13 protein-coding genes are annotated in these 12,791 nt (G+C 64.3%); 11 read left to right on the plus strand and 2 right to left on the minus strand.

Annotated elements, in window-relative coordinates:
* Nucleotides 1-8: 8 nt before the first annotated feature.
* Nucleotides 9-2,456: an acyl-CoA dehydrogenase gene (locus APH33_RS03070; RefSeq protein WP_054883734.1), complete on the minus strand. Its 2,448-nt coding sequence runs from the start codon at nucleotides 2,454-2,456 to the stop codon at nucleotides 9-11.
* Between the two features lie 221 nt (nucleotides 2,457-2,677).
* Between APH33_RS03070 and APH33_RS03075 the strand changes: the two genes are divergently transcribed.
* From APH33_RS03075 to APH33_RS03085, 3 genes are all read left to right on the plus strand, one after another.
* Nucleotides 2,678-3,301, plus strand: a complete 624-nt coding sequence (locus APH33_RS03075) for a glutathione S-transferase (RefSeq protein ID WP_054883735.1) — start codon at nucleotides 2,678-2,680, stop codon at nucleotides 3,299-3,301.
* A gap of 133 nt (nucleotides 3,302-3,434) precedes the next feature.
* Nucleotides 3,435-4,367, plus strand: coding sequence for an ABC transporter ATP-binding protein (locus APH33_RS03080; protein WP_054883736.1), 933 nt, complete (start codon nucleotides 3,435-3,437; stop codon nucleotides 4,365-4,367).
* Entirely contained in the window at nucleotides 4,364-5,143 is a 780-nt protein-coding gene (locus APH33_RS03085) for an ABC transporter permease (RefSeq protein ID WP_054883737.1), read from the plus strand. Before APH33_RS03080 ends, APH33_RS03085 begins: the two co-directional genes overlap by 4 nt.
* Here APH33_RS03085 and APH33_RS03090 read toward each other — a convergent pair.
* Entirely contained in the window at nucleotides 5,027-5,653 is a 627-nt protein-coding gene (locus APH33_RS03090; RefSeq protein ID WP_156351871.1) for a DUF2062 domain-containing protein, read from the minus strand. The genes APH33_RS03085 and APH33_RS03090 overlap by 117 nt on opposite strands.
* 142 nt (nucleotides 5,654-5,795) lie before the next feature.
* Here APH33_RS03090 and APH33_RS03095 point away from each other — a divergent pair, with 142 nt between their 5' ends.
* The 8 genes from APH33_RS03095 (at nucleotide 5,796) to murB (ending at nucleotide 12,705) form a co-directional block, all read left to right on the plus strand.
* A complete protein-coding gene (locus APH33_RS03095) occupies nucleotides 5,796-8,003 on the plus strand; it encodes a DNA internalization-related competence protein ComEC/Rec2 (protein ID WP_054883738.1) in 2,208 nt (735 codons plus the stop codon).
* Between the two features lie 164 nt (nucleotides 8,004-8,167).
* Nucleotides 8,168-8,803 (plus strand): MotA/TolQ/ExbB proton channel family protein, encoded by a 636-nt coding sequence (locus APH33_RS03100; RefSeq protein WP_054883739.1) that lies wholly within the window; start codon nucleotides 8,168-8,170, stop codon nucleotides 8,801-8,803.
* Nucleotides 8,800-9,234, plus strand: a complete 435-nt coding sequence (locus APH33_RS03105; protein ID WP_054883740.1) for a biopolymer transporter ExbD — start codon at nucleotides 8,800-8,802, stop codon at nucleotides 9,232-9,234. The genes APH33_RS03100 and APH33_RS03105 overlap by 4 nt, the downstream gene beginning before the upstream one ends.
* Nucleotides 9,234-10,235: a tetraacyldisaccharide 4'-kinase gene (gene lpxK / locus APH33_RS03110; protein WP_054883741.1), complete on the plus strand. Its 1,002-nt coding sequence runs from the start codon at nucleotides 9,234-9,236 to the stop codon at nucleotides 10,233-10,235. Before APH33_RS03105 ends, lpxK begins: the two co-directional genes overlap by 1 nt.
* 43 nt (nucleotides 10,236-10,278) lie before the next feature.
* Entirely contained in the window at nucleotides 10,279-10,464 is a 186-nt protein-coding gene (locus tag APH33_RS03115) for a Trm112 family protein (protein WP_003247142.1), read from the plus strand.
* Nucleotides 10,461-11,225, plus strand: a complete 765-nt coding sequence (gene kdsB, locus APH33_RS03120) for a 3-deoxy-manno-octulosonate cytidylyltransferase (protein ID WP_054883742.1) — start codon at nucleotides 10,461-10,463, stop codon at nucleotides 11,223-11,225. The genes APH33_RS03115 and kdsB overlap by 4 nt, the downstream gene beginning before the upstream one ends.
* On the plus strand, nucleotides 11,225-11,689 hold the full coding sequence (locus APH33_RS03125; RefSeq protein WP_054883743.1) for a low molecular weight protein-tyrosine-phosphatase: 465 nt from the start codon (nucleotides 11,225-11,227) through the stop codon (nucleotides 11,687-11,689). Before kdsB ends, APH33_RS03125 begins: the two co-directional genes overlap by 1 nt.
* Entirely contained in the window at nucleotides 11,686-12,705 is a 1,020-nt protein-coding gene (murB, locus tag APH33_RS03130) for a UDP-N-acetylmuramate dehydrogenase (RefSeq protein WP_054883744.1), read from the plus strand. Before APH33_RS03125 ends, murB begins: the two co-directional genes overlap by 4 nt.
* The last annotated feature ends 86 nt before the right edge of the window (nucleotides 12,706-12,791 follow it).

Here is a 12,791-nt window from a genome sequence, read left to right on the forward strand (position 1 = left end):
GCGAAGGGTCAGCGCACCGTGCCGGGTTCAGCGAGCAGTTGTGCCTTGTCGAAGGCATCGACATCGATCACCTTGCGCCGCGCCTGTTCGGCATCGAGCAGGCGCTGACCTTCGCCAGGTTGCAGTACGCCTGCCTCGACGGCGGCGGCGATGCTGGATTGGCCGGGGGTTGGCTGGACTTTGCCTTCCTTGATGGCCTGGTGAAGTGCCTTGCGCAGCGGCGCCGTGTCGTCGAGCTGGTCGCTGGCCCTTTGCAGCGCGGCGACCGGGTCGTTTTCTGCTTGCGGGCGGTAACAGCCGGCGAGCAGCGCTTCCAGCGCCGGGTCGCCCTTGCGCCGACCGATCAGCTCGGCCACTTCGGCATCCAGTTCATCACTGGGCCCTGTATGGCGACGGCCGAAGGGGAATACCAGCACCCGCAGTGCGCAGCCGACAAAACGGTTGGGGAAGTTGTCGAGCAGGCGGTCCAGCGCATGCTCCGCCTGGCCCAGGCTTTCTTCCATGGCCCAGCGCAACAGCGGCTGCAGGTATTCGGGCGAGCCCTGATCGTGATAACGCTTGAGGGCGGCGCTGGCGAGGTACAGGTAGCTGAGAACATCGCCGAGGCGGGCACTGAGGCGCTCGCGGCGCTTCAGTGCCCCGCCCAGCAGCATCATCGACAGGTCGGCCATCATCGCGAACGCCGCCGCCTGGCGGTTGAGGGCGCGGAAGTAGCCTTGGCTCAGGGCATCGCCTGGCACCTGCTCCAGGCGACCCAGGCCCAGGCCGTAGATCAAGGTGCTGGCCGCATTGCCGGCGGCGAACATGATGTGCTTCATCAGCAGGTCATCGAACTCGACCAGCGCCTGGTCGCGGTCTTCGCGGGCGGCCAGGGCCATTTCCCTGAGCACGAAGGGGTGGCAGCGGATAGCGCCCTGGCCGAAGATCATCAAGTTGCGCGAGAGGATGTTGGCCCCTTCGACGGTGATGAAGATCGGCGCGCCCTGCCAGTTGCGCCCCAGGTAGTTGTTCGGGCCCATGATGATGCCCTTGCCCCCATGCACGTCCATGGCGTGCTGGATGCATTCGCGACCGCGCTCGGTGAGGTGGTACTTGAGGATCGCCGACAGCACCGAGGGTTTTTCGCCCAGGTCCACGGCCTTGGCGGTGAGCAGGCGGGCGCTGTCCATCAGCCAGGCGTTGCCGCCGATGCGTGCCAGCGACTCCTGGATGCCCTCGAAGGCAGCCAGCGGCACGTTGAACTGCTCGCGGATATTGGCGTATTGGCCGGTGACCAGGCTGGTGTACTTGGCCGCGCCGGTGCCCACGGCGGGCAGCGAGATCGAACGGCCCACCGACAGGCAATTCATGAGCATCATCCAGCCCTTGCCGAGCATGGCCTGGCCGCCGATAAGGAAGCTCAGCGGCACGAACACGTCCTTGCCGCTGTTGGGGCCATTCATGAACGCGGCGCCCAGCGGCAGATGGCGCTTGCCGATGTCCACGCCGGGGGTGTCGGTGGGGATCAGCGCCAGGCTGATACCCAGTTCTTCTTCCTCGCCCAGCAGATGGTCCGGGTCGTAGGCCTTGAACGCCAGGCCCAGCAAAGTGGCGACCGGGCCCAGGGTGATGTAGCGCTTTTCCCAGTTCAGGCGCAGGCCGATGACTTCCTCGCCCTGCCATTGGCCTTTGCAGATCACGCCGGTGTCAGGCATGGCTCCGGCGTCAGAGCCGGCCAGAGGGCCGGTGAGGGCGAAACAGGGTATTTCGTCGCCGCGGGCCAAGCGTGGCAGATAGTGATTGCGCTGCTCGTCGGTACCGTAATGCAACAGCAACTCTGCCGGGCCGAGGGAGTTTGGCACCATCACCGTGGACGCAAGGTCGCCGCTGCGGGTGGCCAGTTTCATGGCAACCTGCGAGTGGGCGTAGGCGCTGAAGCCTTTGCCGCCATACTCCTTGGGGATGATCAGGGCAAAAAAACCATTCGCTTTGATGTGCGCCCAGGCCTCGGGCGGCAGATCCAGGTCCTGGCCGATCTGCCAATCGCTGACCATGGCGCAGAGCGCTTCGGTGGGCCCGTCGATGAAGGCCTGTTCTTCGTCGCTGAGGGTGGGCGCCGGATAAGCGAGCAGGGTACGCCAGTCGGGGCGGCCGCTGAACAGTTCACCGTCCCACCACACGGTCCCGGCGTCGATGGCTTCACGCTCGGTCTGCGACATCGGCGGCAAGGTGCGCTGGAACCACTTGAATACCGGGCCGCTGAACACCTTGCGCCGCCATTGCGGCAGCGCCACGAGGGCAGCCTTCAGCGCCAGCACGATCCAGAACAGAGCCAGCAGCCAGCCAGGGGCACTGCTGAAAATGCCCATCAGCAGCACGTACGCGGCGATGCTGCCAAGAATCTGCAAGGGCGCCAGGCGCCGGTGCGTGAGGTATGCCGCGCCGATCACCAGCACCACCAACCACAACAGCAACATAATCGGTCCTCCTTGGAACCAAGGGCTTGAGCCGTCCCAGTCAGCTTAGACGTAACGCTGTGAACGGCAGGGTCAGAACAGTGACAGGGTGTGGCGGTCAGAGTTTCAGCGTTTTGTTTGTCTGTACCGGCCTCTTCGCGGGCAAGCCCGCGAAGAGGCCGGTACAGGCGATAAAACTCTGGAGTAGACTGTCCCACCTCCGCATTCATAAGGACGTTGCCATGCTGAAGATCTGGGGCCGCAAGAATTCGAGCAATGTGCGCAAGGCGCTGTGGATCGCCCACGAACTGGGGCTGGATTTCCAATCGATCGACGCTGGCGGCGCCTTCGGCGTGGTCAACGAGCCGCACTACCGTGCCCGCAACCCAAACGGCCTGGTACCGATGCTGGAGGACGGCGACCTGACCCTGTGGGAGTCCAATACCATCGTCCGCTATCTGTGCGCCGAATACGGTGCAGAGCAGGGCTGGTACCTGGAAGATCCACGCCAGCGCGCCCAGGCCGACAAGTGGATGGACTGGACCACCTCGTCCTTCGCCGGGTCGTTCCGACCGCTGTTCTGGGGCCTGCTGCGCACCCCCGAAGACCAGCGCGACTGGGTGGCGATCAATGCCGCGCACAAGCAATGCGCTAAGTTGCTGGCCATCGCCGATGAAACGCTGGCCAAGCAGGCGTATCTATCCGGTGACCAGATCGGCATGGGCGACATCCCACTGGGTAGCTTCGTCTATGCCTGGTTCGAGATGCCCATCGAGCGCCCGGCCATGCGTCACCTTGAAGCCTGGTACGCGCGGCTCAAGGCCCGCCCGGCCTACCAGGCTGCAGTGATGACTGCGCTGACCTGACCTTGCTTCGATAGTCATTATCAATACATGTGACTGTACTTGTGCGGCCTGGCCTTGCACCATGGCCGCACTCACTGCGCCAGTGATCTGCCCTGGCGTGTCCTGCACCTTTTTCTTCGGTAAGTGACCCGCTATGAGTTCCGCCCTGTCCATCCGACAGCTGACCAAGACCTACGGCAACGGCTTCCAGGCCCTCAAGGGCATCGATCTGGATGTTGCCGAAGGCGACTTCTTCGCCTTGCTCGGCCCCAACGGTGCCGGCAAGTCCACCACCATCGGCATCCTCTCGACCCTGGTCAACAAGACCAGTGGCACGGTGAACGTGTTTGGCCACGATCTGGACCGTGAGCCCTCGGCGCTCAAGCGTTGCCTGGGCGTGGTGCCGCAGGAGTTCAACTTCAACCAGTTCGAGAAATGCTTCGACATCGTCGTGACCCAGGCGGGCTATTACGGTATCCCGGCCAAGATCGCCAAGGAGCGCGCCGAACAGTATCTGACCCAGCTGGGCCTGTGGGACAAGCGCGATGTGCCGTCGCGCTCGCTGTCTGGCGGTATGAAGCGCCGCCTGATGATCGCCCGCGCGCTGATCCATGAACCGCGCCTGCTGATCCTCGACGAGCCTACCGCTGGCGTGGATATCGAGCTGCGCCGTTCGATGTGGAGCTTCCTGACCGAGCTCAACCAGAAGGGCATCACCATCATCCTCACCACCCATTACCTGGAAGAGGCCGAGCAGCTGTGCCGTAACATAGGCATCATCGACCACGGCACCATCGTCGAGAACACCAGCATGCGCCAACTGCTGGGCAAGCTGCATGTCGAGACCTTCGTCCTCGACCTCAAGCAGGACCTGGCCACGGCGCCCGTGCTGCAGGGCTACCCGTGCCGGCTGCTGAGCCCGCACACCCTGGAAGTGCAGGTGGAAAAAGACAGCGGTATCACCGCGCTGTTCGGCCAGCTGGCGCTGCAGAACATCGAAGTGCAGAGCCTGCGCAACAAGACCAACCGACTCGAGGAGCTGTTCGTGTCCCTGGTGGAAAAAAACCTGTCGAAGGTGGCCGTATGAGTGTCGAACTGCGCACCAACTGGGTTGCCCTGCAGACCATCGTCTACCGCGAAGTGCGGCGCTTCCTGCGTATCTGGCCGCAGACCCTGCTGCCGCCGGCGATCACCATGGTCCTGTACTTCGTCATTTTCGGTAACCTGATCGGCCGGCAGATCGGTGACATGGGTGGCTTTACCTACATGCAGTACATCGTGCCGGGGCTGATCATGATGTCGGTGATCACCAACTCGTATGGCAACGTGGTGTCGAGCTTCTTCGGCAGCAAGTTCCAGCGCTCGATCGAAGAGCTGATGGTGTCGCCGGTGTCGCCGCATACCATCCTGGTCGGCTATGTGCTGGGCGGCGTGCTGCGGGGGCTGGCGGTCGGGGTGATCGTGACCATCCTGTCGCTGTTCTTCACCGACCTGCAGGTGCACCACCTGGGCGTGACGGTTGTCGTGGTGCTGCTGACCGCGACCATCTTTTCGTTGCTGGGCTTCGTCAACGCGGTATTCGCGCGCAACTTCGACGATATCTCGATCATCCCGACCTTCGTGCTGACCCCGCTGACCTACCTGGGCGGGGTGTTCTACTCGATCAACCTGCTGCCGCCGTTCTGGCAGACCGTGTCGCTGGCCAACCCGGTGCTGCACATGGTCAACTCGTTCCGCTACGGCATCCTAGGGGTGTCGGATATCAGTATTGGTACGGCGATCAGCTTCATGCTGGTGGCCACCGCAGTGCTCTATGTGCTTTGCGTGCGGCTGCTGGTCAGCGGCCGTGGCATGCGCGCCTGACAGCCGTTGCTTGCGCCGGCGCCACTGCCGGCCAATCCACCAGCGCCAGTACAGCAGGGTGGCGAAGTAGGCGAGTACGCCGAGCACCACCCCGCACACCACCGAACCCAGCAGGAATGGTTGCCACAGCGTGGCCAGCTGGTCGGTGATCCATTCGAAGGTCAGTTCGTCCGGCAGGCTGCGTGGCGGAATCTGCATCAGCCAGGCGCCGGTCATGTAGGTGACGAAGAACACCGGTGGCATGGTCAGCGGGTTGGTCAGCCAGACCAGGCTGACGGCGATCGGCAGGTTGCCGCGCACCGGGATCGCCAGTGCCGCGGCCAGCAGCATCTGCATGGGAATGGGGATCAACGCGGCGAACAGGCCCACACCCATGGCTCGCGCCACCGAGTGGCGGTTGAGATGCCAGAGGTTCGGGTCATGCAGCAGCTTGCCGAAAAAGCGTAAGGACTTGTGTTCCCGAATACTGGTCGGGTCCGGCATGTAGCGTTTGAAAAGTCGGCGCGGCATGTAGGCTCCCGGAGCGTTGATTGGGGCAGTATGCCTCGATTCCCGGTCGGCCTCGTTTAGAGTTTGTGACAATTGTTGAGCGGACAAAGCCGGCTTTTCGTCTATGCCTCTGTAAGCGATGTTGCTTCTGGAGCTCTACTTCATGCGCACAGGGATGTTTGCGCTCGCGCTCGGGCTGCTGTGCCTGGGCCTGCTTCCCGTTTTGCCATCTGTCGGATGGCTTTTGCTGCTTTTGTTCGGCGCAATCTTTTGCCTGTGCACGCGGTTATGGCCACTGGGCTGTTTCGTGCTGGGGCTGTGCTGGGCCTGCTGGTCGGCCCAGCAGGCCCTGGATGATCGCCTGACCGCGGGCCTGGATGGCCGCACGCTTTGGCTGGAGGGCCGGGTCGTCGGCTTGCCGACGCGAACTGCGCAGGGCGTGCGCTTCGAGTTGGATCAGCCTAGCTCGCGCCGCGCCGAACTGCCCCGGCGCCTGCAATTGAGCTGGTTCGATGGGCCGGCCATACGGGCTGGCGAGCATTGGCGCTTGGCGGTCACCTTGCAGCGCCCGGTCGGCTTGCTGAACCCTCATGGCCCGGATCGTGAGGCCCAGCTGCTGGCGCGACGTATCGGCGCCACCGGCACGGTAAAGGCGGGGCAGGTGCTACACCCGGTGGCTCCAGGGTGGCGGGATGCTTTGCGCGAGCGTTTGCTCAAGGTTGATGCCCAAGGGCAGGAAGCGGCATTGGTGGCCTTGGTACTCGGCGACGGGGCGGGCTTGGCCCGCGAGCAGTGGCAGACGTTGCAGGCTACGGGCACGGTGCACTTGCTGGTGATATCCGGGCAACACATCGGGCTGGTCGCGGGTTTGTTGTATGCCTTGGTTGCGGGCTTGGCGCGCTGGGGTCTCTGGCCGCGGGGATGGCCATGGTTGCCGTGGGCGTGCGGGCTGGCGCTGGCGGCGGCGCTGGCCTACGGCTGGCTGGCCGGCGCCGGCGTGCCGGTGCAGCGAGCCTGCCTGATGCTGGCAGTGGTGTTGTTGTGGCGCCTGCGTTTCCGCCAGCTTGGGGCGACGTTCCCGCTGCTGCTGGCGTTGATTCTGGTATTGCTGGTCGAACCCCTGGCGGCGTTGTTACCCGGCTTCTGGCTGTCGTTCGCAGCGGTGGCGATCCTCATCTACAGCTTTGCCGCACGGATTGGCGGTTGGCGACCCTGGCAGGCCTGGGCGCGGGCTCAGTGGGTGATCGCTGTCGGTCTTTTGCCGGTGCTGTTGGCTACAGGCTTGCCGGTTAGCCTGAGTGCGCCTGTGGCCAACCTGCTGGCGGTGCCCTGGGTCAGCCTGGCGGTGTTGCCGCTGGCATTGCTCGGTACGCTGTTATTGCCACTGGCAGGTGTCGGCGAGGGCTTGCTGTGGGTCGCGGGCGGCTCGCTGGATCTCCTGTTTCGCCTGCTTGCCTTGATGGCGCAGTGGCGGCCGGTATGGATGCCGCCGGCACTGCCGGTATTGGCCTGGTTAATGGTGTGTGCCGGGGCTCTGCTGCTGTTGCTGCCTCGTGGTGTGCCGCTTCGCGGCCTTGGCGGGGTCATGCTGCTGGCCCTTTGGCTGCCGCGGGATTCGGTACCGCATGGGCAGGTCGAGGTCTGGCAGCTGGACGTTGGTCAAGGCTTGGCGGTACTGCTGCGCACGCGTCATCACAGCCTGCTCTACGACGCAGGCCCTGCGCGGGGTGACAGTGACCTGGGCGAGCATGTGGTGTTGCCGACCTTGCATAAACTGGGTGTGCGGCAGTTGGATGTGATGTTGATCAGTCATGCTCATGCCGACCATGCCGGTGGCGCTGCGGCCATCCACCGAGGCTTGCCGGTCACGCGGGCCATTGGTGGCGAAGCGCTGGCCGACATTCAGTTGCAACCTTGCACCCGTGGCGAGCGATGGACATGGGACGGCGTGGACTTTTCTCTCTGGCGCTGGTCGGACGGGCAGAGCAGCAACGACCGCTCCTGTGTGCTGATGGTCGAGGCACAAGGCGAGCGGATGCTGTTGGCGGGGGATATGGAGGCCGGCGCCGAGCGGGCTTGGCTGGCGGATACCGAAACGCCTGCTGTCGATTGGCTGCAGGCGCCGCACCATGGCAGCCGTACATCCTCCAGCGAGGCCTTCATCCGCGCCACGGCACCCCGTGGGGTGCTGATTTCGCGGGGGCGCAACAACAGCTTCGGGCATCCGCATGCGCAGGTGGTCGAGCGGTATCGGCGGCATGGGGTAGTGGTGCATGACACTGCGGTGGACGGGGCTTTGCGGGTGGTGTTGGGTGGGCAGGGGGAGGTGGCGGGAGTGCGTTGGCAGAGAAGGTTCTGGCGGGGGCGGTGAGGTTGGGGCTGATAGGTGCCTGCCATGAGATCTTCAGCGCCTGTGACATCGAACTGTGATGGCGAACACTCGCGAGCCCCAGCAGCATTTCCCTGACCTCCGGCAGATGAGCCCCTTGCGCTCCTGTGTTAGAGTGGCGGCCTTTTTCCAGAGGGGCGTTTACTGTGTGGGAATTGGTCAAGTCCGGTGGTTGGATGATGCTGCCGATCATTCTGAGTTCCATCGCCGCCATGGCTATCGTCGTCGAGCGCCTGTGGACCCTGCGCGCCAGCCGCGTTACCCCGCCGCACCTGCTGGGCCAGGTATGGATATGGATCAAGGACAAGCAACTCACCAGTGACAAGCTCAAGGCCCTGCGTGCTGATTCGCCGCTGGGCGAGATCCTCGCGGCGGGCCTGGCCAATTCGCGCCATGGCCGCGAAATCATGAAAGAGTGCATCGAGGAAGCCGCCTCGCGCGTCATCCACGAACTGGAGCGCTACATCAGTACCCTCGGCACCATCGCTGCCATGGCGCCGCTGCTCGGCCTACTGGGCACCGTGCTGGGCATGATCGACATTTTCAGCGCTTTCATGGGCTCGCAGATGACCGCCAATGCCGCGGTGCTGGCCGGTGGTATCTCCAAGGCCCTGGTCACCACCGCAGCCGGCCTGATGGTCGGTATCCCGGCGGTGTTCTTCCATCGCTTCCTGCTGCGCCGCATCGACGAGCTGGTGGTGGGCATGGAGCAGGAGGCGATCAAACTGGTGGAGGTGATCCAGGGCGACCGCGAAGTGGAAGTGGCCGGAGGCAAGGTGTGAAGTTCCGGCGCAATCGCCAGCGGGAGAACGTCGACATCAACCTCGCATCGCTGATCGATGTGGTGTTCGTCCTGCTGCTGTTCTTCGTGGTCACCACCACCTTCACCCGCGAGACCCAGTTGCGTGTCGAGCTGCCCGAGGCGGCGAGCGCCGAGCAGCCGCCAGCGGACCAGGGCAAACTGGTTGAAGTGACCATCAGCGCCGATGGCGTGTATTCGGTGAACAATCACCTGCTACCCAAGAGCGACCTGGCGACCCTGACCGAGGCCATCGAGCGCGAGTCGGGGGGTGACAACAAGTTGCCGCTGGCCATCAGCGCCGATGGCAAGACCCCGCACCAGGCCGTGGTCACCGCAATGGATGCCGCCGGCAAGCTCGGTTTCAGCCACCTGCGCATGACCACCGTCGAGGCTGCCCAGGGGACACCTTGATGGCGCTCGCCGACCGCTTGCTCGCCGCCTGGTACGCCGGGCATCCGGCCCTGGCGCTGCTGCGCCCGCTCGAAGCGCTGTACCGGCGCGTGGTGATGCGCAAGCGCGCGCGTTTTCTCAGTGGTGAGAGTGCCAGCTACCGGGCACCGGTGCCGGTCATCGTGGTAGGCAACATCACCGTGGGGGGCACCGGCAAGACGCCGATGATTCTCTGGCTGATCGAGCATTGCCGTCGCCAGGGCCTCAAGGTTGGCGTGGTCAGCCGTGGTTACGGTGCCAAGCCGCCACACTACCCATGGCGTGTGGAGGCCAGCCAGCCAGCCGCACAGGCCGGCGACGAACCCTTGCTGATCGTCCAGCGCACGGATGTGCCGCTGATGATCGACCCTGACCGATCTGCTGCGGTAAAGGCGCTGCTGGCCAGCGAGCCACTGGACCTGATCCTGTGTGACGATGGCATGCAGCACTACCGCCTGGCCCGTGACCTTGAACTGGTGCTGATCGATGCTGCCCGTGGCCTTGGCAATCGCCGTTGCCTGCCGGCCGGGCCGCTGCGCGAGCCTGCCGAGCGGCTGCAGGATGCCGACGCCGTGCTGTTCAACGGCGCCAGTGAAGACCGCGCCGAGGGTTTCGCTTTGCGCCTGCAGCCGTCCGCCCTGGTGAACCTGCGCAGCGGCGAGCGCCGTGGGCTGGATCATTTCCCGGCAGGCCAGCGCCTGCACGCGGTTGCTGGTATCGGCAACCCGCAACGTTTCTTCAATACCCTGCTGGGGCTAAACTGGCAACCGGTGCCGCATCCCTTTGCCGACCACGCGCAGTTCAGCGCCGAAAGCCTGGCGTTCAGCCCGGCGCTGCCGCTGGTCATGACCGAGAAGGATGCGGTGAAATGCCGGGCCTTCGCTGCCGATGACTGGTGGTACCTGGCTGTCGAGGCACAGCCTGCGCCAGCTTTCGGCGCGTGGTTCGACAGCCAGCTGCAGCGCTTGCTGCGCAAGCCCTGAGCCCTACTTCAATTTCTGGCCATCCGGCCTCAAGGACGCTTCCATGGACACCAAACTGCTCGATATCCTGGCCTGCCCGATCACCAAGGGCCCGCTCAAGCTCAGCGCCGACAAGACCGAGCTGATCAGCAAGGGCGCAGGCCTGGCCTACCCGATCCGCGACGGTATTCCGGTGATGCTGGAAAGCGAAGCTCGTACCCTGACCGACGACGAGCGTCTGGACAAATGAGCGTGGATTTCACCGTGGTAATTCCTGCCCGGCTGCGCTCCACGCGTCTGCCGGGCAAGCCATTGCTGGCGATCGCCGGCAAGCCGATGGTCCAGCACGTCTGGGAGCAGGCGCGCAAGAGCGGCGCCAGCCGTGTGGTCATCGCCACCGATGACGCGAGCATCTTAGAAGCCTGCCAGGCCTTCGGCGCCGAAGTGCTGATGACCCGCGCCGACCATGAATCGGGCACCGACCGCCTGGCCGAAGTGGCCGAGCACCTGGGCCTTTCGGCTGAGGCCATCGTGGTCAACGTGCAGGGTGACGAGCCGCTGATCCCGCCAGTGATCATCGACCAGGTGGCCGCCAACCTGGCTGCCCACCCGGAAGCGGGTATCGCCACCCTGGCCGAGCCGATCCATGAGCCAGAAACGGTATTCAACCCCAATGCCGTCAAGGTGGTCAGCGACAAGAACGGCCTGGCCCTGACATTCAGCCGCGCGCCGCTGCCTTGGGCCCGTGATGCCTTTGCCAAGGATCGTAACGTGCTGCCGGAAGGCGTGCCGTATCGCCGCCATATCGGCATGTACGCCTACCGCGTCGGCTTCCTCCAGGATTTCGTCAGTTGGGGCCCGTGCTGGCTCGAGCAGACCGAGGCCCTGGAGCAGTTGCGTGCACTGTGGCACGGCGTGCGCATTCACGTCGAGGATGCTATCGAAGCGCCAGCCGTGGGCGTCGATACCCCTGAAGACCTGGAGCGCGTACGGCGCTTGCTGGAGGCCTGATGCGCATCCTGTTCGTCTGCCTCGGCAACATCTGCCGATCGCCCACCGCCGAAGGCGTGCTGCGTTATCAGTTGCAGGCCGCCGGCCTGGCTGAGCAGGTGCATGTGGCGTCTGCCGGTACCGGCGACTGGCATGTCGGCAAGGCACCTGACAGCCGCACCTGCAAGGCTGCGTTGGCGCGTGGTTATGATTTGTCGCAGCAACGTGCCCAGCAGGTCAAGCCGGCGCATTTCGCCGAGTACGACCTGATCCTGGCCATGGATGAAAGCAACCTTGGCCACTTGCGCGCCCTGCGCCCACACGACGCCGCTGGCGAACTCGACCTGTTCCTGCGCCGCTATGGCGCGGCCCTGGACGCGGTGCCCGACCCTTACTATGGCGGTGCTGAGGGCTTCGAGCAGGTGCTCGACCTGATCGAGGCTGCGTGCCGCGAGCTGGTCGTGGAAATCAAGGGGCGGTTATGACAGCGGTTTGGCAGGAACAGGTTTCGCTCAAGCCCTACAACACCTTTGGCATCGATGTGAAAGCCCGTTATTTCACCCAGGCGCACAGCGATGAAGACGTGCGCGAGGTGCTGGCTCAGGCGCGCCAGCGCAAGCTGGCGGTGCACGTGATCGGGGGTGGGAGCAACCTGCTGCTGACTCGCGATATCGACGCAGTGGTGTTGCACATGGCCAGCCGTGGTCGGCGGGTCATGAGCGACGATGGCGAACGTGTGGTGGTCGAAGCGCAAGCGGGTGAACCCTGGCACCCGTTCGTGCAATGGTCGCTGGCCCAAGGCTACTGCGGCCTGGAAAACCTCAGCCTGATCCCCGGCACCGTAGGGGCTGCGCCGATGCAGAATGTCGGCGCCTATGGGGTCGAGATCAAGGATGTGTTCGCCGGCCTGACTGCGCTGGACCGTGAAACCGGAGAACTGCGCGATTTCAACCTGGAGGCCTGTGCTTTCGGTTACCGCGACAGCGTATTCAAGCGCAACCCGGGGCGTTGGTTGATTCTGCGTGTACGCTTTGCCCTGCGCCATGAGCTGCAGGCACATCTGGACTATGGCCCGGTGCGCCAGCGGCTGGCGGAGCAGGGCGTCGAACAACCGACCGCGCAGGCGATCAGTGACGCGATTTGCAGCATTCGTCGCGAGAAATTGCCGGATCCCGCCGAGCTGGGTAATGCCGGGAGCTTCTTCAAAAACCCGGTCGTGTCGGCTGAGCAGGTGGCGCGCATCCGTGCCCAGTATCCGGGTGTGGTCGCTTATCCCCAGGCTGATGGCCAGGTGAAGCTGGCAGCGGGCTGGCTGATCGAACAAGCGGGCTGGAAAGGTTATCGCGAGGGAGATGCCGGGGTGCATCGGTTGCAGTCGCTGGTGCTGGTCAATCATGGCCAGGCGAGTGGTGCGCAGGTGCATGCGCTGGCGCAGCGGATCCAGGCGGATATCCTGGAGCGGTTCGGGGTGGCGCTGGAGATGGAGCCCAACCTGTACTGATCGATCTGCCGCTGTTGCCCGCTTCGTGGGTAAACAGATAGCCAAGAAAAAGCCCCGCCAGTTCGCACTGGCGGGGCTTTTTCATT

Source organism: Pseudomonas sp. NBRC 111130 (assembly GCF_001320485.1).
Classification (GTDB): domain Bacteria; phylum Pseudomonadota; class Gammaproteobacteria; order Pseudomonadales; family Pseudomonadaceae; genus Aquipseudomonas; species Aquipseudomonas vlassakiae.